At 48.5% G+C, this 23,442-nt stretch carries 21 protein-coding genes; 11 read left to right on the top strand and 10 right to left on the bottom strand.

All coding sequences use genetic code 11. From position 1 onward, the window contains the following. Positions 1–195: 195 nt before the first annotated feature. Positions 196–1,902, bottom strand: a complete 1,707-nt coding sequence (gene ilvB / locus BQ5453_RS08310) for a biosynthetic-type acetolactate synthase large subunit (RefSeq protein WP_071122830.1) — start codon at positions 1,900–1,902, stop codon at positions 196–198. Positions 1,903–2,036: 134 nt separating this feature from the next. Then, positions 2,037–3,836 carry a dihydroxy-acid dehydratase gene (ilvD, locus tag BQ5453_RS08305; RefSeq protein WP_071122829.1) on the bottom strand — a complete coding sequence of 600 codons (1,800 nt, stop codon included), beginning with the start codon at positions 3,834–3,836 and terminating at the stop codon, positions 2,037–2,039. Between the two features lie 557 nt (positions 3,837–4,393). Between ilvD and BQ5453_RS08300 the strand changes: the two genes are divergently transcribed. The 3 genes from BQ5453_RS08300 to BQ5453_RS08290 all read left to right on the top strand — a co-directional run bounded on the left by BQ5453_RS08300 (position 4,394) and on the right by BQ5453_RS08290 (position 7,455). Then, positions 4,394–5,890 carry a capsule assembly Wzi family protein gene (locus tag BQ5453_RS08300; protein WP_161942408.1) on the top strand — a complete coding sequence of 499 codons (1,497 nt, stop codon included), beginning with the start codon at positions 4,394–4,396 and terminating at the stop codon, positions 5,888–5,890. A 4-nt stretch (positions 5,891–5,894) separates the two neighbouring features. Further along, complete coding sequence (locus BQ5453_RS08295) at positions 5,895–6,386, top strand: lipocalin-like domain-containing protein (protein WP_071122828.1); 492 nt, start codon at positions 5,895–5,897, stop codon at positions 6,384–6,386. 103 nt (positions 6,387–6,489) lie between these two features. Then, the gene (locus BQ5453_RS08290; protein WP_071122827.1) at positions 6,490–7,455 is read left to right on the top strand and encodes an Rpn family recombination-promoting nuclease/putative transposase; all 966 of its coding nucleotides are present in this window, start codon (positions 6,490–6,492) and stop codon (positions 7,453–7,455) included. Positions 7,456–7,556: 101 nt separating this feature from the next. Here the strand turns inward: BQ5453_RS08290 and BQ5453_RS08285 are convergent, their stop codons facing one another. Further along, positions 7,557–7,727, bottom strand: a complete 171-nt coding sequence (locus BQ5453_RS08285; RefSeq protein WP_161942407.1) for a hypothetical protein — start codon at positions 7,725–7,727, stop codon at positions 7,557–7,559. A gap of 76 nt (positions 7,728–7,803) precedes the next feature. Here BQ5453_RS08285 and BQ5453_RS08280 point away from each other — a divergent pair, with 76 nt between their 5' ends. Both BQ5453_RS08280 and BQ5453_RS08275 read left to right on the top strand, forming a co-directional pair. Then, positions 7,804–8,058, top strand: a complete 255-nt coding sequence (locus BQ5453_RS08280; protein WP_071122825.1) for a hypothetical protein — start codon at positions 7,804–7,806, stop codon at positions 8,056–8,058. A gap of 80 nt (positions 8,059–8,138) precedes the next feature. After that, positions 8,139–8,318: a hypothetical protein gene (locus tag BQ5453_RS08275; RefSeq protein ID WP_071122824.1), complete on the top strand. Its 180-nt coding sequence runs from the start codon at positions 8,139–8,141 to the stop codon at positions 8,316–8,318. A 42-nt stretch (positions 8,319–8,360) separates the two neighbouring features. Here BQ5453_RS08275 and BQ5453_RS08270 read toward each other — a convergent pair whose 3' ends face one another. The 3 genes from BQ5453_RS08270 to BQ5453_RS08260 form a co-directional block, all read right to left on the bottom strand. Further along, a complete protein-coding gene (locus BQ5453_RS08270) occupies positions 8,361–8,879 on the bottom strand; it encodes a methylated-DNA--[protein]-cysteine S-methyltransferase (protein WP_022101157.1) in 519 nt (172 codons plus the stop codon). Continuing rightward, positions 8,876–9,550 carry a M15 family metallopeptidase gene (locus BQ5453_RS08265; RefSeq protein WP_235860056.1) on the bottom strand — a complete coding sequence of 225 codons (675 nt, stop codon included), beginning with the start codon at positions 9,548–9,550 and terminating at the stop codon, positions 8,876–8,878. The genes BQ5453_RS08270 and BQ5453_RS08265 overlap by 4 nt, the downstream gene beginning before the upstream one ends. A gap of 249 nt (positions 9,551–9,799) precedes the next feature. Then, positions 9,800–10,363 carry a helix-turn-helix domain-containing protein gene (locus tag BQ5453_RS08260; RefSeq protein ID WP_071122822.1) on the bottom strand — a complete coding sequence of 188 codons (564 nt, stop codon included), beginning with the start codon at positions 10,361–10,363 and terminating at the stop codon, positions 9,800–9,802. 982 nt (positions 10,364–11,345) lie between these two features. Here BQ5453_RS08260 and BQ5453_RS08255 point away from each other — a divergent pair. Beyond that, entirely contained in the window at positions 11,346–11,696 is a 351-nt protein-coding gene (locus tag BQ5453_RS08255; RefSeq protein WP_071122821.1) for a hypothetical protein, read from the top strand. Between the two features lie 260 nt (positions 11,697–11,956). On the opposite strand, the gene holA is transcribed toward BQ5453_RS08255, so the two are convergent. Next, positions 11,957–13,003 carry a DNA polymerase III subunit delta gene (gene holA, locus BQ5453_RS08250; RefSeq protein WP_071122820.1) on the bottom strand — a complete coding sequence of 349 codons (1,047 nt, stop codon included), beginning with the start codon at positions 13,001–13,003 and terminating at the stop codon, positions 11,957–11,959. 538 nt (positions 13,004–13,541) lie between these two features. Between holA and BQ5453_RS08245 the strand changes: the two genes are divergently transcribed. Genes BQ5453_RS08245 through BQ5453_RS08230 form a run of 4 tightly spaced genes read left to right on the top strand, consistent with a single transcriptional unit; the run spans position 13,542 to position 18,488 of the window. Continuing rightward, positions 13,542–14,462, top strand: a complete 921-nt coding sequence (locus tag BQ5453_RS08245) for a caspase family protein (RefSeq protein WP_083361167.1) — start codon at positions 13,542–13,544, stop codon at positions 14,460–14,462. Beyond that, positions 14,459–15,043 carry a sigma-70 family RNA polymerase sigma factor gene (locus BQ5453_RS08240; protein WP_071122818.1) on the top strand — a complete coding sequence of 195 codons (585 nt, stop codon included), beginning with the start codon at positions 14,459–14,461 and terminating at the stop codon, positions 15,041–15,043. The genes BQ5453_RS08245 and BQ5453_RS08240 overlap by 4 nt, the downstream gene beginning before the upstream one ends. A gap of 6 nt (positions 15,044–15,049) precedes the next feature. Beyond that, positions 15,050–15,934, top strand: a complete 885-nt coding sequence (locus BQ5453_RS08235) for a hypothetical protein (RefSeq protein ID WP_071122817.1) — start codon at positions 15,050–15,052, stop codon at positions 15,932–15,934. 22 nt (positions 15,935–15,956) lie between these two features. Next, a complete protein-coding gene (locus BQ5453_RS08230; RefSeq protein ID WP_071122816.1) occupies positions 15,957–18,488 on the top strand; it encodes a CHAT domain-containing protein in 2,532 nt (843 codons plus the stop codon). Between the two features lie 474 nt (positions 18,489–18,962). On the opposite strand, the gene BQ5453_RS08225 is transcribed toward BQ5453_RS08230, so the two are convergent. Continuing rightward, positions 18,963–19,769, bottom strand: coding sequence for a hypothetical protein (locus BQ5453_RS08225; RefSeq protein ID WP_071122815.1), 807 nt, complete (start codon positions 19,767–19,769; stop codon positions 18,963–18,965). Positions 19,770–20,087: 318 nt separating this feature from the next. Between BQ5453_RS08225 and BQ5453_RS08220 the strand changes: the two genes are divergently transcribed. After that, positions 20,088–20,543, top strand: coding sequence for a type I restriction enzyme HsdR N-terminal domain-containing protein (locus BQ5453_RS08220; RefSeq protein ID WP_071122814.1), 456 nt, complete (start codon positions 20,088–20,090; stop codon positions 20,541–20,543). Between the two features lie 917 nt (positions 20,544–21,460). Here BQ5453_RS08220 and BQ5453_RS08215 read toward each other — a convergent pair. Both BQ5453_RS08215 and rodA read right to left on the bottom strand, forming a co-directional pair. Next, positions 21,461–21,922: a hypothetical protein gene (locus BQ5453_RS08215; RefSeq protein ID WP_022102751.1), complete on the bottom strand. Its 462-nt coding sequence runs from the start codon at positions 21,920–21,922 to the stop codon at positions 21,461–21,463. Positions 21,923–21,972: 50 nt separating this feature from the next. After that, complete coding sequence (gene rodA / locus BQ5453_RS08210) at positions 21,973–23,442, bottom strand: rod shape-determining protein RodA (RefSeq protein ID WP_022102750.1); 1,470 nt, start codon at positions 23,440–23,442, stop codon at positions 21,973–21,975.

The following is a 23,442-nucleotide window of genomic DNA, read 5'->3' as shown; positions in this document are numbered from 1 at the left end:
GTTCAAAATTATTTTATACAATCAGTAGGTGTCATTTTCACATTGAAAGCACATTCTCGAGACGCATCTGTTCCCTTCGGCCTCGGTCACATAGCCCGCTATGTTCCCTCACCCAAAGGAAACATCTGCGCCACGATAATGCACTTTCAATGTAAAAATAATTTTGACCACCTACTTAGTCGTTTTTATTAAGTTTCACGCCTCAAGCATCATATCATCTACGTCATGTCCCGGACAGCACATGGGCAGCACATTGTCCTCTTCAAGCACTGCGGCTTGCAGCAAGAAGGGGCCGGGGGTGGCAAGCATTTGGCTGATAGCCTCATCAAGCTTGCTTCGGTCGGTGACGGTCAGTGCCGGTATGTTGTAAGCCTCTGCTATCTTCTCGTAGTCGGGGTTCATCATGGGTGTGAACGAATAGCGGTGGCGGAAGAACAGCTGCTGCCACTGTCGCACATTGCCCAAGAAATTGTTGTTGAGCAATATGATTTTGACTGGAGCATGCTGCTCCATGATGGTGCCAAACTCTTCGATGGTCATTTGCAATCCGCCATCGCCAAGGAACAAGCACACAGTGCGGTCGGGCGCACCGAATGTGGCACCAATGGCAGCCGGCAATCCAAATCCCATGGTGCCCATACCGCCCGAGGTTATGATGCTGCGCTTTTCGGTAAAGCGGAAATAGCGTGCCGCCATCATTTGATTCTGTCCCACATCGGTTACCAGCACCGCCTTGTCCTGACTGAGTTCGGTTACACGACGCACTACCTCGCCCATGCGCAATGGGCCATCGGCTGGATGAATTTGCGGTTCTATAACCACCTCGTGCTCTTTAGAGTCCCATTGCCGGAAACTCTCACGCCATTCGGTATGCGCTTTCTGCTCGAGCAAGGCTGTAACAGCCGGAAGCGTCTCTTTACAGTCGCCCAATACAGCCACATCAACCGTCACATTCTTGTTTATTTCTGAGGGGTCGATATCGAAATGTATCTTGCGTGCTTGTTTGGCATAGGTGTCCAACTTGCCCGTAATACGGTCGTCAAAACGCATGCCGACGGCTATGAGCAAGTCGCACTCTTGTGTCTTTTTGTTTGCACCCAGCGAACCATGCATGCCAAGCATGCCCACATTCAGCGGGTGATTGGTTGGCAAGGCGGACAAACCTAACAGCGTGCAGCCTGCGGGCAAACCTGCCTTCTCGATAAATGCACGGAGTTCCTCGCCAGCATTACCCAGTTCGACACCCTGCCCTACCAACACGAGCGGACGCTTAGCCTCGTTAATCAAGGCTGCAGCCTCGGCAAGGCTCTGCTTGTCTGTTGGCGGCACGGGCACGTAGCTGCGTATAAAGTCTATGGTGCCTGGCATATAGTCGGCCTTTTCGATTTGTGCATTCTTGGCAAAGTCAAGCACCACAGGTCCTGGACGTCCGCTTGCTGCAATGTAAAAGGCACGGTGTACAGCCCATGCCACATCCTTGGCCGAGCGAATTTGATAGGCCCATTTGCTAATAGGCTGGGTGATGTCTACCACGTCACACTCCTGAAAGGCATCTGTGCCAAGCATCTGTGCACCCACCTGTCCGGTGATGACCACCATGGGCGTACTGTCCATCATGGCATCGGCAATGCCTGTTATCGTATTAGTGGCACCAGGGCCACTTGTCACGAGGCACACCCCCGTGCGCCCGCTCACACGGGCATAGCCCTCGGCTGCATGGGCGGCAGCCTGTTCGTGGCGCACCAATATGTGATTTAAGCGGTCGCGATAATCATACAAGGCATCGTACACGGGCATGATAGCACCGCCCGGATAACCAAACAATGTGGTAACCCCCTCATCGAGGAGGGTACGCATCAGTATTTCAGCACCGCTAATTTGTGTATTCTTGTTTTCGGTCATAGTTGTCTGTTAAGGTAGTTCGCTTAATGGTCGTAGCGTGAGGCAAGTATGCCTTCGCCCCCATCAACCTACATTTCTTACGTTAGGAGATAACGTCGTCGGTGTTCAATATTATTTTGAACATCCTCTTATATTTATATTTCGCGCACACCGCCTTTGTCGGCACTGCTCACCATGCTGGCATAAGCCCTCAAGGCCTTGCTCACCGTACGTTTGCGTTGCAAGGGGCGCATGGGACGTGCGGCCAGTTCCTCATCGCTGAGGTGAACTGATATGCTGCGCGACGGTATGTCTATCTCAATGATGTCGCCATCAATTATCTTGCCAATAGCACCGCCTGCTGCGGCCTCGGGGGATATGTGGCCAATGCTCAAGCCTGACGTGCCGCCTGAAAAACGGCCATCGGTTATCAGCGCACAAGCCTTGCCCAAATGGCGGCTCTTGATGTACGACGTGGGGTAGAGCATCTCCTGCATACCCGGGCCGCCCTTTGGCCCCTCGTGGGTTATAACTACTACATCGCCAGCCTGCACCTTGCCGCCAAGTATGCCCTTGCAAGCCTCGTCCTGCGAGTCGAACACACGAGCTGGCCCTTCAAAGTGCCACAAACTCTCGTCCACACCGGCGGTTTTCACCACACAGCCATCGAGCGCTATGTTGCCAAACAACACGGCCAGTCCGCCATCTTTTGTATAGGCATGTTCCATGTCGCGAATGCAACCTGTGGCACGGTCGGCATCAAGCGACGGCCATTGACGGTTCTGCACACCCATCTTGGTGGCAAACTTGCCGCCAGGCGCACTACCATATATGCGTGCAGCCTCGGCATCAACCTCGGGACCTGTTATGCTGTAATGTTTAACGTCCTCGCCCAATGTGGCGCCATTGACACGATGTGCTGTCAAGTCGAGCAAATCGCCCTTGGCCAATTCGCCCAATATGCCAAGCACACCACCAGCGCGGTTACACTCCTGCACAGAGTAGCGCTGCGTGTTGGGCGACAATTTACAAAGACATGGCACATGACGGCTCAATTGGTCAATGTCCTGCATTTTGAAGTCGACACCAGCCTCATTGGCCACAGCCAACAAGTGGAGCACGGTGTTGGTAGAGCCGCCCATGGCTATATCCAATGTCATGGCGTTAAGAAAAGCCTGACGGGTGGCTATTGAGCGCGGCAGCACCGAGGTGTCGCCCTCACCATAATATTTCATAGCATTGCTCACAATGAGCTTGGCTGCATCTTCAAACAAGCGGCGGCGGTTAACGTGTGTGGCCACTATGGTGCCATTGCCAGGCAACGACAAGCCAAGCGCTTCTGTCAAGCAGTTCATTGAGTTGGCTGTAAACATACCCGAGCAACTACCGCAACCAGGACAAGCACGCTGTTCGATTTGTGCCAATTCATCATCGCTCACCGAGGTGTCAGCTCCCTTTACCATGGCAGTGATAAGGTCGACATTCTGCCCCTGATAGCGGCCGGCCTCCATGGGGCCACCACTCACAAACACGGTTGGTATATTCAAGCGCATGGCCGCCATCAGCATGCCCGGTGTAATTTTGTCGCAGTTTGATATGCACACCAGCGCATCGGCCTTGTGTGCCTGCACCATATATTCTACAGAGTCGGCAATAATGTCGCGCGAGGGCAACGAGTACAGCATGCCATCGTGACCCATGGCTATGCCATCGTCAATGGCTATGGTGTTGAACTCTGCAGCATAGCAACCAAGTTTTTCAATCTCTTGCTTTACGAGCTGCCCGGCCTCGTGCAGATGGGTGTGGCCTGGTACAAACTGGGTGAACGAGTTGGCTATGGCAATAATAGGCTTGCCAAAATGCTCACGCTTCATGCCTGTAGCTATCCACAAGGCACGTGCGCCCGCCATTCTTCGTCCTTCGGTGCTGAATGCACTGCGCAACTGTATTTTCATAACTCTTTCAGGATATTTATTAGCTTTGTTGCATAACACACATTATCATGCAGAAGCTTTACAGTTTACTACTCTTGTTGTTATTTTGTTTTGCAAATGTAACCAATAATACGATACAACAATACAAAATGTAAGAAAAAGTTCGGAAAAATGTCGAGAAAAACCGATTGCGCGCCACAAGCATGCACATTTATGCAATATTGCGTGCACCTTACCGCCCCCAGCGCCCCCACACACGGACTTTGCACGGGCTTCATGTGCCACATACCTGAGTTTTGTCACACATCTGCCGCATTTATGTCTAAAATTGATTAGCAAATCTCACAACAGAGCACAAGTAAGAACCTGCTTTAGCGCTTTATACCATTTTATTTACGTAATTTTGCCACACTGTTAAGTCCTTAACGAATTGATGAGGCGGACAGAGTGACGAGTTATTTAACACCATTTGCTGAAATTCCATTCACACACTGCTCGATATGCGCAGAACACACTTGCCACGCCCGTCAAACCATCAACACACAAACTTATTTAGAACAACGACCCCTATCATATATATGCAAATCAAACACATAGGCACAATGCTTGCCATAGCAGCTACTACCCTGCCGCAGGCCTCTGCACAAAATGCGCTGCAGCGCGCAGGCCAACACGTTACTTACACGGCCGAAGCACAAGCAAGCTATTCGCATAACAAAACACCCTTGTGGCTCACAGCCAACAAATACGGCATGTCGTCGGTAGACACCAAGAACGACTATTTGCGCATGGCCATCGAACGCCAGGCTGATGCTGACTCGGCCTGCCATTGGCGCTTTGGCTATGGGGCCGACATAGCAGTTGGCGCGCACTATCCGAGCAGCGGTTTCGTTCAACAGCTCTATGCCGACATCGATTGTCGGCTGGTGCGCCTCACCATAGGTGCCAAGCAGCACCCCATGCAACTTAAAGACAATGAACTGAGCAGCGGATCGCAAACGCTGGGCATCAATGCACACCCTGTGCCTGCCGTACGCCTGTCCTTGCCACGCTACTGGAATATTTCTGGACGTGGAAATTGGTTGGGCATACGCGGCCACATCTCGTATGGACTGATGACCGACGACAATTTTATGCAGGACTATCTCAGAGGCACCAAGAATCGTTATGCCACACGGGTATTGCTGCACACAAAGGCATTCTATTTGCGAGCTGGAAATGCCCAAAAGTTTCCCATCACCTACGAAGGCGGACTTGAATGGGCCACCCAATTTGGCGGCACAATATACAACGCAAGGCAAACTCCCATTAAGGCGGGACACCATCTGAAGGACTTTTTCACCGTACTTTATGGCGGCGGAGCCGATGTCACCGATGAGGTTTATAGCAACGCCCTTGGCAACACATTAGGCAGTTGGGTGTACCGCCTCAACTACCACGGACACGGCTGGGGGGTCAGCCTTTACTACGACCATTACTTTGAAGACCACTCGCAGATGTTCTACAATTATGGCTGGCGCGACGGCATGTGGGGACTTGAGGCACACTTGCCCAAAAATCCCATACTTGGAAAATTCGTGTACGAATACATCAAGACCACCGACCAAAGTGGCCCCATCTACCACGACCATACACCCGAAATTCCCGACCAAGTGAGCGGTAGTGACAACTACTACAACCACGGACTGTACACGGGCTGGCAACATTGGGGCATGGCCATTGGCAACCCGCTCTACGTAAGCCCGCTTTACAAGGGCACACGAAATTTGAGCTTTATTGGCACACGTTTCAAGGCGCACCATCTGGGCTTTAGCGGCGACCCACTCCCCTGCCTGCACTACCGCATCATGATTACCCACGAACGTAACTTGGGCAATTGCAGCAGCGATTGGACCGAGGCACGCACACTGAACAGTCTGCTGCTCGAAGCTGCATGGTCGCCCCAACGCCTCGGACGCATCAACACCAGTGGCTGGACCGCCAAACTGGCTTTCGGACTTGACCGTGGCAGCTTGATTGGCCACAACACTGGTGCACAACTCACCATTACAAAGAACGGATTGATTACAAAATAGCCTCATGCACTTACACACATTATTATATAACAAATGCAGCACACTTGCCATCACAGCGATTGGCCTGCTGCTCACCACAGCCTGCTCGCACGTGAGCCGCAATGGGCTGATTGACGGAAGATGGCGCCTACACGAAATTCACAGCAAAGTCACACCAACAGACGCCTACTATACGGCACAGAAGAAGTATGTGCTTAATGACCGCATATACTGGTCATTTCAGCTCGATTTGCTACAAATAACCTCTGCCCTGGCACATAACGGACAAACTAACAAAACCTTTGCCCGCTTTAACTATGAGGGCGACAAATTGGCTGTGTATAGCCCCTATGCCCACCTTTACGATCACGATATTCCCATTACCGACCCCAACATTTCATTAGAAAGTGTAGGCATCAGAGGCCACGAGGCCAAATTTCGCATTGTGCGCATCAATTCAAGTTCGCTCATTCTGTGCTCAGACATGGACAGTTTGGTATTCCGAAAATTACACTAAACGCGATTAAGGACATTGGTCGCCCGCTACATCTTGCTCCCCTATACAAAGAATATTAAGAAAAAACATTACCTTTGCAAATATAATATACAAGGAAATACTTATGGCAAGATTCATCAACCCCTTCACTGATATCGGTTTCAAGAGAATCTTCGGACAAGAGGTATCCAAACCTCTGATTATTGATTTTCTGAACAGCCTGCTGCTCGGCAAGGAACACATCACAAGCATCACATTCCTTGACAAGGAGCAACCGGCCCTATTTGAAGATGACCGATCGCTCATATACGACATATATTGCGAAACCGACAAGAATGAGAATATCATTGTCGAAATGCAGAACAAGTCTCAGCCTTATTTCAAAAACCGGAGCATATATTATGTCTCCGAAGCCATTGCAAGGCAAGGCGAAAAAGGGGCTGATTGGAAATACAATATAGATGCTGTGTATCTTGTTGCTTTCTTGAATTTCTGTCCGATGGATTTTAAGAAGGAGTTCAGAACCGATGTGGGACTGACTGACTTAAAAAGCAATGAAATCTTCTCAGACAAAATTAGAATGACATTTATGCAGTTGCCTTTATTCAAGATGGAGGCAAATGAGTGTGAAACAAACTTTGATAAATGGATTTACGTTCTGAAAAACATGGAGACATTAACAAGATTGCCATGGGCTGCAAAAAGCGCCGTGTTCAAAAAACTGGAGCAAATTGCCGACGTTGCTTCTCTTTCAAGACAAGAGCGTATGAAATATGACGTGGGATTGAGAAAATACCGCGATACACTATCAGTGCTTGAAGGTGCTAAATTAGACGGGCTGGCGGAAGGCAGAGCACAAGGTATAGCCGAAGGTAGAGCACAAGGCAGAGCACAAGGTATAGCCGAAGGTAGAGCTGAAGGTAGAGCTGAAGGTAGAGCTGAAGGTAGAGCTGAAGGTAGATCTGAAGGCGCACAAAAGGAAAAGATTGAAACAGCAAAAAGACTTTTAGCTATTGGTGCAGACACCAATACCATAGCAATTGCTACCGGATTAACCACAAACGAAGTTGAAAGTCTGATAGGAAATTAAACACCCTAATCTGCTGTCGGAACCTTGCGCAGCATAGATAACTAAATACAATTACTGTTTCTACTATTTGGCTGCTGAACCCACAATAGCCCCTGGGAGTTTTAACACAACCCCCAGGGGCTATTTTCATGAAAGCGCAGGCCGTGGTTCAACAAGTCGTGGTACATCAGCATCGAGGTGCTGAAAGACCACATGGCGCGCATCATGGGCGACGAGTTCAGCGGTGCCTTCGACACGCTGACGGAGCGCGAGAGGGGGTGGCCCTTGGGCACTTTAAGCCCCCAGTTTGTTGCGCGGAAGTGATTAAAGCCATATCTTTGCAAAAAGAATATATACACACTACGCAGTATGCTCACACTCTTTGTCATAATATTATCAGCTATAGTCTTGTTCTTTCTCTGCGCCATCATCACAGGTATAGTCAAAGCCCTCAGCCAGACTCCCGAGGAGCAAAAAGAGTTTTTGGAGAACTACCGAATGGAGAAAAAGCAAAGGAAGGAGAGCAAACGACTATATAGGAGCATTGAAAGCCAAGCCATTGCCAAATACCCCGGCCGCGCCAATTACAGAAAAAGGAAAGCCTACATAGACAAGCACCTCTAACCGCCCTGCGTGTCTTTTAACACCCGGTTAAGCCGTGTTACTTTTGGATCATCACACACCAAAAGTAACACGCTTTTTTTATGAATAACAACGACATTAAAACCATAACCCTCACCATCAACTCGGAGCAGTCACAACGCAAGCTCGACGACATCAACCGCCGGCTGGAGCAGGCACGCCTCAAGCGGCAAGATGCCTTTGAGCGCGGCGACGGAAAGGCACTGCAAGCCTACGCCAACAATACAACAGACCATGGCTGAATACGTAGCAGACGATTAGCACACGAATTATAAAAGCAACAACTACACATCAACACCTTCAATGCGTAAGAGGAAACGTTTTGTACTAACCCCTGCAGCAAATCCCGTCAGCGTGCCGTCCAATCCAATAACACGATGACACGGCACTATAATACAAATGGAATTAGCTCCAATGGCCTGTGCTACTGCACGCACGCCATTGGAGCAACCCGCTGCACGCGCCACATCTGTATATGAGGTGGTCTGACCATACGGAGTGGCAAGCAGCGCGTTCCACACACGTTGCTGAAATGGTGTGCCGGCCATGGCCAAAGGCAAATTAAACTGTACAAGGGCACCCGCAAACCAGGCGTCAAGCTCTTTGGCTGTTGCTTGAAGCAACGGGGTGCTTCCACAAACATAACGTGCATTAAAAAAGTGCTGTATGCGCTGGTCGTTACGCCGACGATGCTTGCCATTAGCCCAATCGCACAAGCATAACTTGCCTGCATAATCGCCAAGTACCATCTCACCACATGGCGAATGATACGGCTGCGTAAATATTTGCGCTGCACTTTTCATTGAACACGTTTTTCAAAATGCTGAAAATCTTTGCGGTGCTTCCATGCGCCACCCCATACAAAGCCATGCTGACGGAACAAACGACAACATAGGTCATCGGTCGTTATCTTATACTTAAAACTACGCTGCCTGTTGGCATAGGGCCGTCCCTTAGCCGGACTTACCACCAGGGTGCCATCCTTACGGTGCCACACATATGGGTTGTAAAGCGGATTTACATCGACCGCTCGCCCCCAACTATGGTTTGACAGTTTTGACGAGCCTGCCACACGACGGTAATTGAAGCAGGCCGTATTGTTGGCCGACATAGACCGCTCATCGTCGGCTCCATAATTGTCAATCAGCACCATGCGTTCTATAGGATAGTGCGCTTCATACAACTGTTTGAAAATAGAAACTAAATCATTTGCCACAGACTGATGGCAAACCATTTCACCAATTTGCGGCTTGCCATTGCCGTTATAATGCAACAAACGCAGGTAGCGCAAACTCGACAATGGAATGGGGCAATCAGCCTTATACGACAACCCCGACATACGCTTGGCCACCACGCTGTCAACTGCACACGCCTCAAAGCATTTCTGCAAACCATAGGCCTGCACTGCCGCCTCACTTACCTCGCAGCCAGCACGCCATTGGCGCAACAGTTTTATATGACTTTCTATTGACAAATCACACGGAGTGCGAACAATTACTTTTGCAACACGACAAGTCTCCTCGCCAGACTTATTTGTTTGTTTACACGCCATGGCCGAGAGGGCTGTGGCAAGCAGACACGCACCTGTAAAAAAGCCACACGCACGACACATTTGTATATAGGTGTTCATCTTTCTTTTCTGCATAATATCACCTGTCATATTCCTTACACCGCTACACATTTCTCCGCACACGTAAGCAGTACCCAACAGGTCACATATCCATTATTTATTTGATGGTACAAACGATTCATAAGTACCATTGCTGTAAAACACACGTATCTCTTTTATTTTACGCTCATCTTTGTCAATATTTATGCCCATTGTAGCCATATTGCCATTACCGCGCGAAGTGATGCGCTGCTCGCGACGAGGAGAAACGATACCCGCACGAGGTTCTACTGCGGCACGATTATGCACATCAACCACATCAGGAGCCATCGCAAAGGGTGCATCAGTACTTGATACCCCTTCGACATTAGAGGTAGCAGACTCGAGCTGAACAATTTCGCTCGCTGTGCCCAATGCCCCATCCTCATCGCCAGATAGGGCATGACTTGGGGCGCCATTTACCAACATCTCGCCCTCGCCAAACATCAACCAATTAACATTTATTTCGGGGAATGCTACATGCACTCCCATTACGTGTTTGTTCGTTGGATTGGTGCGCCCTGTCAGTATGCTTGACAATGATGCAGGTGAAATACCAAGCCGAGCGGCAAAATCCTGTTGCGACAATTTGGCATAATCCATAATAGATCTTATGCGTTCAATCATTGTTTCGTTCATATATATAATGTGTTTAATCGTTACATGGAGCGAGGTCCCGGCTTATCTACCTCGAAGTTTTAGACTTTAGCTGCACAATTAACCATTTCGGTGTCTGAAAAATTGAACAATATTGCACCACATTTTTTATGCGCTGCAAGACACACCTCCGAGCAAGGACTCAAAGCCAGGTGAAGGAGGAGGCACAAGTACAATGACTCAGTAAGCTAACATGTAGTCCAAAATTCGTACTTAACAAATCGGCACCCGCCATCAAGCCTTGAGGCCCAAAATGGCTTATCTAACATGGTGTGCAGAAGCGTTGGCATCACACTCGCTTCAACTAATTCATTTACAAAGATAAAAAATAAGGGTCAATTAAGCAATAGATCTGGTGCACAATCGTCAATTTACATTACATAATTCTTTATTCACGTTACTATATCTACAAATTTACACCTTAATATTGCGTTTTACATTGTAATATCAAGAACACACCACGCACTATTTAGCAAGCTAAAGTAATTATATCGCATTTTTTCTTAACTTATTGACTTACAACAGATTTCACACAGACATACCCCCAATACAGCTGGCTATATACTATACATGCAACAAATCACTTCTATTTAATCAAGCATTTCGAAAGCATACGCGTGTTTTTATTGGTTTTCAACAAGTTACACTTAGAGTAAAGACTTGCATTTTTATAAATCTACAAAACCACTTTACATTCCAATGTTTATAGACGTATATATTTATGATTGTAACAAACGAAAAATCGAACACACTTACAAAACTAAATATTTTGCTTTGCGGTTTACATTACGAATGTTTACAAATTATATCTACACCGATAAATACTAATTTTGGTTTAATGTAAATTATCGAGCACGAACAAAGCCGAGAAATCCACCATATTTCCATATCTGCACCAATGGCCATTTTCGCAGTTTTGACGCAACCACAGCGAGTTAATTTCAACACAAACACTTGATTTACAATGAGTTACGCGTATTTTTGTCTACACAACGCATCATTCCATTTAGATTTACAGATAACACATATTGCTATACACATATTACAAATTGCGCTATTAGTGCGTTTTTTGAGCGCCAAACAAGCCTTTTCTTTCGCTCAAATGGTCAAAATTTACATTTTCTACGCAACACGCCCGCACGCCATGCCATTAACAGGCCGTTTGAACGCCCAATTTGGCATAGTTGGGTATTTGTTTTTCTGGTGCGCAGAACCTGATTATACTCCTTCAAAAATATTGAAAAGCACCATCACCATAGCCCACTCTACACCACGTGCGCAAATCGGGCGCAATCTGGAAAATCAGGCATATTGAAAAACAGAACAATTATAGGACTCATTCCAACATCTCATGTTTCCAGCTGCCCCCGAGGCCCTACTGACAAGAAAAATCTCCCATACTTATAGAAGTCCCCTCCCCTCTTCCCTTACCGCCAAGCACACATGCCCACACTTTAGCAAACACGAGCCTACCCTACCCCCTGCTGCATACATACAAAACAGGGCGGCAGCCATGGAACATTTAATTCCACAACTGCCGCCCTGACAAGCTTTCATTTCAAGAACTACTGCTTGTTAGTGTAGTATAAAATATATTAACTCCTTCATCAAGTCACCATTCGACGTATGCGATCCTTCTGCCCCTTTCGACCGCGCATCAGTCCGTCGTATTTCGGCCAGGATTTGCATCACCTTCACTCCCGAATAGCTACGCATGGCAGGCAACACATTTTTCTCAACCTGCCACTCGGTCAAGCCAAGCCAAGTGGCAATACCTTGCTTCGTTTTGGTTGGAGCATAAAAGGCCACCATCAAATTTGCAAAATATTTGAACAGCGAAGCCAGTGTGCGTTGAATGGGATTATCTTTCTCATTTTCGTCAAAATATTTCACAATTCTATTCACCTTTAGCACGTCCTTGCAGCCTATGGCGTCCTGCAGTTCAAAGATGTTATAATTCTTAGATATGCCGATATGCCTCTGCACCAATTCTATGCTTATCTGCTTTTCGCCCTCGGGCAGCGACAACACCAGTTTGTCAAGCTCCGAAGCCATGCGGTTAAGATCAGCCCCCACATACTCGCTCATCAGCTCGGGAACCCCCGCCTGTGGCACCACCCTTTTACGCTGCAAATACGCACGAACAAATGGCGGCAACTGTGCGTCGCGCAGTTTGGCCGATTCAAACAGCACACCCTCTTTATTTATAAGGGTTGCCACCTTGGTACGGCGGTCGAGCGTTCCATTTTTATGACAAAATACGAGTATCGTACTGGGTTGAATTTTGCGCAAATAATACTCCAAATGCTCAATATGCTTCAAGTTTTGCGCCTCCTTCACCACTATCACGAGATGCTGCGCCGCCATGGGAAATGCCTGTGCTGCGGTAATGATATTATCAATATCAGCCTCAGCCCCGAAGAAAGTCATCAAGTTGAAATCACGCTCTTCAGGTTTCAGCACAGCATTAACTATGAAGTCTGCCACATGGTCAATGTAATAGCTCTCCTGTCCCATCAAGTAATAAATGGGTTTAAGGTTGCCTGCCTGCACATCGCGCACAATTTGCTCGTAGGTCGGGCCTGTTGCCTTCTTCTTAAATCCGGTGTATCCTCCAGCCATTTTAAGTATGTGTTCAAAGTTATTTTATACAATCAGTAAGTGTCATTTTCACATCGAATCGACTTTTCTGCCCCATATTGGAGCACACAAAGGTAAGTAATATTTTGCTCTTAGCTAACCCGTTGACGGAATTAGTTACCCCGTCAGTCCGTTAACTTGTCAGCAAATCTGTCAACCAACTCTGCCCTCTATTTTAGCACAAACACTTGCCCATATCTCAAGAAATGCCGAAATTAGCAATCGCCGTCCCCACATATAAGAAGAGCACTCTATCAACTATTCGTTGACAGTCTGTAGAAATAACGGGATAGCGGAATAGCGGAATAACGGGATAGTGGAATAACGGGATAGTGGAATAGCGAGATAACGGATTGCGGGATAACAAATAGTCACACAAGCCCACCTTTTGCCTTACAAAATATTATGCCACAACAATATGTAAGCAACAACGTATCTACGTTACCCCACTCGCGGGTTTCTGTCAACCCATTCGGCCGACGCGCTCCGATACAACTTCAATACTACTAACAATATATATATGAATATAGCCAAAGCCACTTACTGTGTAAGAAGAGTCTGCACAATCCTCTTCGTCATACTATCAGTTCTTTGCCTTTCATGGCCACTGGCGTCAATGGCCAAGAAACGGGCTTTGCTCATCGGCATCTCCCACTACCCACAGACAACGAAAAGCAATCCATGCACCTGGACCAATATCCATGGCAGCAACGATGTGCGTCTGCTACGAGGCACACTGCAAAAGCAAGGTTTCCGCATCACCACCCTTACCAATGCCCAAGCCACCGCCTCACACATAAGACGCGCACTCAAGCGACTCTGCCAGCAAGCAGCCAAAGGCGACATGGTAGTTATACACTTTTCAGGACACGGCCAACCATTTGAGGACCTCTCGGGCGATGAAGCCGATGGTTGGGACGAAGCCATTGTACCCTACGATGCGAAGAAATGCTACAGCCGTACATACACCGGACGATGCCACATCATTGACGACGAACTCGAGCGCTACATCAACAGTCTGCGCACCACGGTTGGCCCCCGTGGCTTTGTATACGTGGTGCTCGATGCCTGCCACATGGGAGGAGCCAGTCGCGACGAAAGCGAAACCGACTCCGCCGCCTGTGCGCGTGGCACCAACGTAGGGTTCTCGCCCAACGGCCGCACATACATACCACGCATCGACCGCCGCGGCCACTTCACGGTTAAAGCCTCACCCCGAATGGCTGGTGTGTGCTACATAGAGTTATGCCGTGCCTACCAAACCAACACCGAGATTTACGAACAAGGGCAATACTATGGTCCGCTATCGTTCTACATTAGCCAGACCCTGCAACACACGCCCCTCACCCACAACCTGCAGTGGGTGCATAAGGTGGTAGAAGCCATGCAGCACGACAAACGACTGATTAAGCAAAATCCCGTAATTGAAACTGACCGATGAACCATACCATTAGCGACACCGACTATGTAGAACTAAGCACATTTGCCGAGGAGCAATGGCACAAGGTGCTGAATTATTTAGGCCGAACGTTCAATCTGCCGCGCGAGGATTGCCAAGATGTGTTTCAAGATGCCTTCATCGTGCTTTACGACCAAATAAACGAAGGCAGACTTACTCCGCTCAAATGCTCGCTATCTACCTACTTTACAAGCATTTGCCGCTACAAGGCTTTGGAACTACTGCGCCACAACAACCGTTCGATAACGACAGACTACACCAATCTTGCCACAGACAACGGTACCAACAGCGCAACGCTTGCCCAACAAGCCAGCAAACTGGCATCATTCGACCCAACATTGGCCAACGAAAAGGAATACAAACTGACACTTGTCGAACAGATAGTAAAACGGCTGCCATCACCATGCAAAGAACTGTTATGGGGTTTCTACCGCGACGGCATGTCCATGAAGGCATTAGCACACATGCACCACTACAGCGAGGGGGCTGTAAAAGTAATAAAGCACCGGTGCTGCGAAAAGTTTAAGAAGCAATACGAAACAACCATTAACCAAACCCGATAGCCATATATGACCACACCCCATCACACGCCCGCCTCACAAGCCGATTTACAATACGACCGCATAGACCGCTACCTGCAGGGCAAAATGACCGAAGCAGAGCAACACGCTTTTGCACACGACCTTGCCCACAACAAAGACCTGCGTAACAGAACAGAGGCCATGGTGCAGCTCGTAAAGGCGATGGACCAAGTAGGACGCGAAAAGGACGCACAAATAGTGCATACGCTGGAACACATGAAAAGGGATAACGTCATAAAGTTCGTGCGTGCCTTAACTCAATGCCACGAGATGGAGGAAAACAGCGCCACATGCGCCAACAATACCAACAGCCCCAGCAATGCCAATCGCCCCAACGAAATGCAAGTGCCTTTCCACCGTCCGCACAAAGGCAAATTGCGCCGCATAGCCACGCCACTTTCGGCCGTTGCCGTAATGGCCGCAGCCTTCTGGGGCGGATTAAAGTATTACGATGCACAGAGTTTGAGCCAAATGGGCAACGAATATATTGTCCTATTTTTGCCACAAACAGAGTCTGGCATAATGCGTGCCGATGTTGCCGACACCCATGCCGCCACAGAGGTAGCCAAACTTTACAACGCAGCATATACATACCAACAGTTAGACGAAAAAACAGCAGCCGCCACCCTTAGCCAATTAAAGGCATTGTGGCAAAAAGCCCAAAGCGACACCTACAACGAGTATACCAATCAAGCCCCGCTCATCGGTTGGGCTTTGGCAAATGTCTATTTAATAAATCACGACGAGCTGAATGCACTGCATACGCTTGACAAACTGATAGAGCTGACTGCACCGCAATCGCTCGTACAAACCAAAGCCATAGAGCTACGCCACAAAATCAAGAACCGCAAAAAGATATTTGGCCTGTTGTAACAAACGCGTCTATCCCAACCACATGAAGATATTATCAATAATACTTGCACTGTTTGCCACATCATTTGCAGTACATGCCCAAACGTATACAAAGGCTGAACTGACCCAAGCGGCCTACAACATTCAACAAGGGCACAACGAGGGTGCCAAAATATGCCTGACATACAAAGCACAAGTAGAAGCTTCAAAAGCATGGACCGAAGAAATAAGGCAAAACAACTTATTCGCCATTCAGTCGCTGCTTGAATATTACAGCATGCAAAAGCGCTACACCAACGAGGAAGAACTGCTCAACCACGCCATAGCCTTGTACAACACACGCGACAGCATAACCAACAATCCGCAAACACGCGCACTACACACAATGCAGACGCGCGTGCAGTTTGACAAGAAAAACTACGATGCCCTTCTCGGTTACGCCAATAAGGCACTCAACATGTACAACGCTGCCGGCGACCATGGCGTTGACTACTGCATATTGTGTTGCAACACCAATTTGGCGTATGTTGAGCAAGACGATGCACAACACGCCATACAATATATTGACGAGGCATTTAACTGCCAACAAAAACTCACCGCCCAGTTCAACCTGTCAAAATACATGGGCTACTACCCTGTTCAAAACCAGCGCGGATATGTGTACCAAACCCTTGGCATGTACGAAAAGGCCATTGAATGCTTTAAGGACATTGTAGACAACGCCTCGCCCGACACCTTGGCTTCGGTCTATTATCTGGCAGCCAACAATCTGTCAACCTGCTATTTCATAATGAACCAACTCGACAAAGCCATTCCCCTGCTTGAGACCGTTAAAAAAGCCACGCCCACCCTGGCCTACACCGTAAGCCAAAACCTGTCCATAGACTATGCACTGACAGAAAACGATAAAAAGGCACTCGAAAATCTCAGACAATTTAATACCGAAGGCTATGAACAGGCACTTGCCATTATTTCAAAGTTCTCTGAAATAGACCGCGAGGCCATGCTGAAGAAGCTGTCGCAGGAGATGTCCGATTGCAACAATTTTGTGGTCAGATATGTGCCGCAGGCTGCGGTAGAGGCGTTCGACATCAATCTGCTCATGCGCTCTGCTTCACTGTCAGTAAACCGTATGGTTAAAGACTTTGCCAACAAAAGCAGCAAATGCAACGAGCTGGCACACCTCAGGCAGATGCTTGCCAAAGGACACATTTCGACTGCGCAATACGACTCCATTCACCATGCTATCATTGATATAGAACAGAACTTGCTGCGTGCCGACAATCAATTTGAGCTGACACTGAAAGCACAAACCGCCACATACGAAAGCACCAAACAGATGCTGAAGGCCGACGAGGCATACGTGCTTTATTGCAATTTGCCAACATTTGATGTTGAGGACGGCGAGCTGGCAAAAACGCTCCACTATGCTGCCTATATTGTACGTTCCCAACAAAATGATGGCCCAACCATGGTAGACTTGGGGCCATACGAGGACATCGACAGTCTGTTTTTTACCGCCACGCCCACAGCAGAGTATGCCGCCGAAACTTATGCCGCCGGCAATGCGCAGCTTTTATACGACAAATTGTGGGCTCCACTTATGCCACACCTAAGGGGGGCCAAGCGCATTTACTACTCCACCACAGGCAATTTAGCCACGCTTAACTTCGATGCACTCATGCAGCACAACAACAAGCGGTTAGGCGATGTAACAGAACTCACACTGCTTTCATCTCCGCTTAAAATAAAAAGTGCCACCAACGTCACCCCCATCAAGAATGTTGTGGCCATGGGCTGCCCCGACTACGACATGACGCCCCAGCAAATGGTCAAAGCTACCTCTCCCCACCATGTCATTCAACACGAGGACATCAGCAGCAAATTGGCTATGCGAGGCGACGACACACGCGGAAACTGGCACACCATTCCTGCCACACGCAACGAAGTGGCCAACATTGCGGCCATAGTCCGGGCCCATGGCGCCAAAGTTTGCACATTTACCGACGCCCAAGCCACCGAAGAGGCTTTCAAAGCCCTGGACGGACATGCACCTGACGCACTGCACATTGCCACGCACGGATTTGCCATAAGCACCATGCAGCAATACGACAATTCGCCATTTGCACAATCGCGCACGGCATTTACGCCCAATGGCAACTATATGATGTGGAGCGGCCTTGTGCTTGCTGGTGGCAATAATGCCTGGCAGTGCAAGCCTTTGCCAAGGGGGGTGGAAGATGGCATACTGACAGCAGACGAAATTTCGCGTCTCGACCTGTCGCACACCCGGCTCGTGGTTCTCTCTGCCTGCGAAACGGCACGCGGCCACATTGAAAACACCGATGGCGTATGGGGACTGCAACGGGCATTCAAGCAAGCCGGTGCCGGCACCATTGTCATGACGCTTTGGAAGGTATCAGACGAAACAACGTGTATGTTCATGACCGAATTTTACCGTCAGCTTGCCAATGGCCTCAACACACGTCAAGCACTTAAACGCGCCCGCACCTACCTCATTGAGCAAGGAGCTACCGACCCCTATTATTGGGCCGCATTTGTAGCTATTGACTAAGAGCTAACTGTATATACAGAAAATCCGCGATGCCTAAAGTTCAGCATCGCGGATTTTCTGTATTGTATATAGTTGTATATTATTGCCGTCTGGTAAAACGTAAACATGTGAACGGGCTCAAGCACCAAACACTACCAAGCCCCAAACGCTATCATTAAGCGCTATCACCAAACGCTAACTCTAATGGGGGCGACGCGTCTCGCGTCGGGATAGAGATAGGAAGAAAATACGAACTCTGCTAAATAATGGCTGCATCTTTTCCCGACGCGAGACGCGTCGCCCCCATTAGAGCTAGCGCTTAGTAGTAGCGCTTAGTAGTAGCGCTTGATTGTAGCGTCTGATGCTTGAGTCCGTTGCCTGTTTACGTTCTACCAGACGCCAATAATTAAAATACCTGCGTCAATTCAGACGTTCCGATTATCATTACATTTTGGCACAATCGCCCTCGTAATGCCAATCTTCGCGTTCTGTCTTTCACTTTTTTACCGTAAAGGACTTGTCCTTATCAGTATTCTTCACCTTCAGACGCCACAAGTGGGTGTTCTCCTTTTCGTAAGTATTATAGAATACACGCGGTGAAATCTTTTCCCTAAAGGTCCATGTTCCAGAGACATACTCTCCAAAAGAGTCTTTGTGCAGGCAGTCCTCGTATTCGTACTTCTTCGACAATGCGCGCTTCGAATAGTTGGTGATACTTTCAAGCCAGAATTTGTGGTTCCAGCGTATCAACTCCTTGCAGTCGGGTGTATAGCTGTAAGCAATAAGATTCTCTACAACAAGCGGCGAATTCGTTTCGTAAAATTTTACAGGTGCAGACTGCTTTTTGGGGAACATGTCGAAATTGCAATCAGCAAACAAACCATTGTTTATTGCATACTTGCATTGTAAGCTCTTAGTAGTATGGGGAGGAATGCACACCACCTTGGGGCTGCGCACACGTTTAGCGCCCACTTGCACCTCTTCGTCTCTGTAATAATCATTCGAATAGCCGTTTGTTATCACAAAGCACTCTGGCAGATACACGTAAATGTTGCGTTCGGTGTTATTCGTAATGTCAGAATTGAGGTTACCACCTTCACCCCACAAATCGTACTCTACACGGCAGTCGGCATTGGCACCCGAGAATGGTTGATCGGTGTCATTTTCCGTGCCAGGTTCCACCCACGACTGGTCGGCCTGCATATTGCAGACTTGATAGTACCATTCTGACGATATTGAACATGAACTCATGCCAAGGGCCAGCATCAGTGCGAGCCCAGAATTTTGTAGCAACTTTTTCATAATAAATATGGTTTTAATAATGATGTTCTTCTCTTTATGCCGGAAAGCATCAAAAGGTTAACAACCTCGATAATATTTTTTAGACAACATGGCCACATATATAGCGGCGGAGCTAAATATCATGCACAAAAATACACAAAGAAACTAAGAAAGTGCTTGTCAAGGTGTTAAAAAATCTAATTTATCTCTTTTGGCGGCAGACATCGGCAAACATCATCAAACATCAACATGGTATGCCACATTATATGCAAGCAAGCCGCTTGCTATCACAATATAATTGTAATTTTGCCTTTCCATTAAACGTTTCTTATTATAATCATGCAATCACTCAACCTGCCCGCCTACGAGGTGAAACTCAGCAACCGCAACGGGCAACCTGCCATATATGATTTTTTGCGCCACTGCTACTTGCGGCTCACGCCCGAGGAGTGGGTGCGGCAGCACTTTACGCATTACCTGGTGGAGCATAAGGGTTACCCGGCCGCTTTGTTGGCCAACGAGGTGACCATCAACGTGGGGGGCGTGGCACGCCGCTGCGACAGTGTGCTATACCACCGCACGGGGGGAGTGCCTCGCGTTATAATTGAATATAAAGCACCACACATTGCCATCACGCAGCACGTATTTCAGCAAATATATGCTTACAACAGTGTGTTAAGGGCTGACTATTTGATTGTGAGCAATGGCATCAAACACTATTGTTGCCATGTTAACTATCAAAGCATGAAAGTGGAATACTTGCAGGATATTCCCGATTACACTGATTTGGCATAATCGCCGTCCGGTTAAATGTTACCCGACATATAAATATCTGCCTTGAACACGTAAGCGCCCAAACTAATGCACCCGTAACAAACACCCTGCACACCCCTCACAGCACTTTTTTGGCAAACTGTCTGCACTCTGCACTTTTGTCTACACTCACACTGATTATCAATGAGTTACGGCGTGTAGACAAGTCTGTTTTTTGTATGCACTACCGTCTGCACGCTGCACTTTTTATCTGCACTGTCTGCACTATCTGCACAAGCTTACATACGCAAGCATCACACAGGTCGTGCCAACATGGTATTTCGGCATAGGGAGGGCGTTAAACTTGTCGGAGCAATCGAATATCCGCCCTCCCTATGCCCGATCGATGCTCCCCTGATGCTGCAAGTGCACACAGTCACCTGCCATGAGTGTAGGTAATAGTGCAGACAAAATTTCGCTTTGTCTACACGCCGTAACTCATTGATAATCAGTATGAGTGTAGACAAAAGTGCAGAGTGCAGACAAAATACGGAAAAAGATTTACCGGGCAGTAATAATTGGAGATAGGCTGTTAGGTGAAACGTAAACAAGCGAATGGATTCTATCACCAAACGCAAGCTCTAATGGGGGCGACGCGTCTCGCGTCGGGATAGAGATAGGAGGAAAATACGAACTCTGCTAAATAATGGCTGCATCTTTTCCCGACGCGAGACGCGTCGCCCCCATTAGAGCTAGCGTTTGATGGTTGCGTTTGATGGTAGCGTTTGGTGCTTGAGTCCGTTCGCATATTTACGTTTCATCGAACAGCAACACTCTTATATAAGACTATACGACCTACACGGGAAGCTTACAACACACTAAAGGCTTGAAGCCCCTCCTCATGAAGGAGTAGGGTTTCAAGCCTTTAGTGTGTGTTGCAATGTATCTTAAGCAGATGTTCAAATATTGAATTGCTTGCCCTGGCGGCCGTTGTCGTAGCCCTTGGCATATCCTTCGCGGTAGCCGCGCACGTAATTTTGCTGCTCTGGCTTGGTGGCAAAGTTGTTGGTCTCGTCGTAGGTGGCATGGTCAGCCTTGGCAGCACCATCGTCACAACCGGCTGCATAGCCGTCGTCGTAACCGGCCTCGTAGGGGCTGCGGGTGTCGCGCCCCAAAATGGTGTCGGGCAACTGTGTGGGCTGCACCGTGTCGGAGGTTTGCGGCATGACCTCGGGGGCTATGGTGGTGTCGGGCACAGCTACTTGGTGGGCGGTGTCGGAGGTGCCAGAAGGCACGAGGAGCTTTTGCTCGCCCGACGAATGTTTCATATAAATAATGCCAATCACTACGAGCAGGCAAAACAATACGATGGATACCGCGCGCCAGCGGTTGGGCGATTGGGGATATTTGTTGTAATTCATTTTCGATTATATGTTTGTGTTCGTTCTGTATTAAAGTTCTGCATAGCTCATCACGCACCAAGTATGGGACGCTTGCGACTGGCGTCCATGCGCAGGAATATGAAGAGCATGAGGGTGAAGCCCCACAATGATGAGCCGCCGTAACTGAAGAAAGGCAATGGTATGCCAATAACTGGCGTGACGCCCATAACCATACCTACATTGATGAACACATGAAATAATAGTATGCTGGTGACAGAATAGCCGTAGACACGGGCAAAGGTTGTGACTTGCCGCTCGCTGAGATATATCAGTCGCAATATCATGCACAAAAAGAGCAGGAGCACACCGGCGGAGCCTAAGAAACCTTGTTCCTCGCCCACGGTGCAGAAGATGAAGTCGGTGTCTTGCTCGGGCACATACTTGAGCTTGGTTTGTGTACCATTCATAAAGCCCTTGCCTTCGAGTCCGCCCGAGCCTATGGCTATTTTGCTCTGGTTTACGTTGTAGCCTGCATCACGGTTGTCCTCGTTCATGCCAAGCAGCACTTGTATGCGCACGCGCTGGTGGGGCTCAAGCACATTGTTGAGGGCAAAGTCTGCAGTGTAGAGGAAGGCCGTGCTGCCCAGTGTGAATACGGCTATGAGCAGACAGGTGTTGACACGCTGGCCTAACGACTGCCATGCCAAATAGCCGGCCATGAAGATGCACAGGGCGAGCAGCACCCACGATATGTCGAAGGGGATTATAAACTCCGACACGAGTAGTGACAATATTATGGCACCCGCACCCACCAGAGTGAATAGGTGGGCTGACTTGTTGCGGGGGACGTAAACGTGCAACATGCCTATGGTGAACAACCATATCAGGGTGAGCACAACGAACTCGCCTACCGACGAGAGTGTGCCAGGCAGCTCGGTGGTGCCAAAGCGTATGCCTACAACGAAATAGACTACCGCGGCAACAGCTATAAAGAGTATGCTGCCAGGCATGCCCTCGCGGTAGAACATAAGGAAGAAAGCCAGGTAGACCAGTGCCGACCCCGTTTCGCGCTGCAAGACAATAAGCACCATGGGCAGCAGCACGAGGCCTGCGGCCTTGAAGAAGTTGCGCATCTTGTCGAGGGTAAAGCCATACTCATCAATAAGTTTGGCCACCGCCAAGGCCGTGGCGCACTTGGCAAACTCGGCTGGCTGTATGTTGCAAAAGCCCAAACTCACCCACGAGCGCGAGCCTTTGATGTCCTTGGCTATGAATGGTGTGACGAGCAGCACGAGCATCATGAGCCAATAAAAGAAACCGGCCAGGGTGTCGTAATAACGGTCGGACGTCATCATGATGACGAAGCCCAAGGCTAACGCGCAGGCTATCCACACGAGCTGCTTGCCGGTGCGTGTGCTCCACTCAAAGAAATTGGTGTCGCCCAACTCGTGACTGGCTCCGCAAATGCTGAACCAACCGCACACCAGGAGTATGAGGTAGAGTGAGAGCACAACCCAGTCGATGTTGAAGAGCGGGTATTTTTCGTTTTCGTTTAACAT

The sequence above is a fragment of the Prevotellamassilia timonensis genome, from assembly GCF_900106785.1.
GTDB lineage: Bacteria > Bacteroidota > Bacteroidia > Bacteroidales > Bacteroidaceae > Alloprevotella > Alloprevotella timonensis.
Note: the sequence above shows the minus strand (reverse complement) of the source record. Positions and strands in the feature narration are given on the sequence as shown.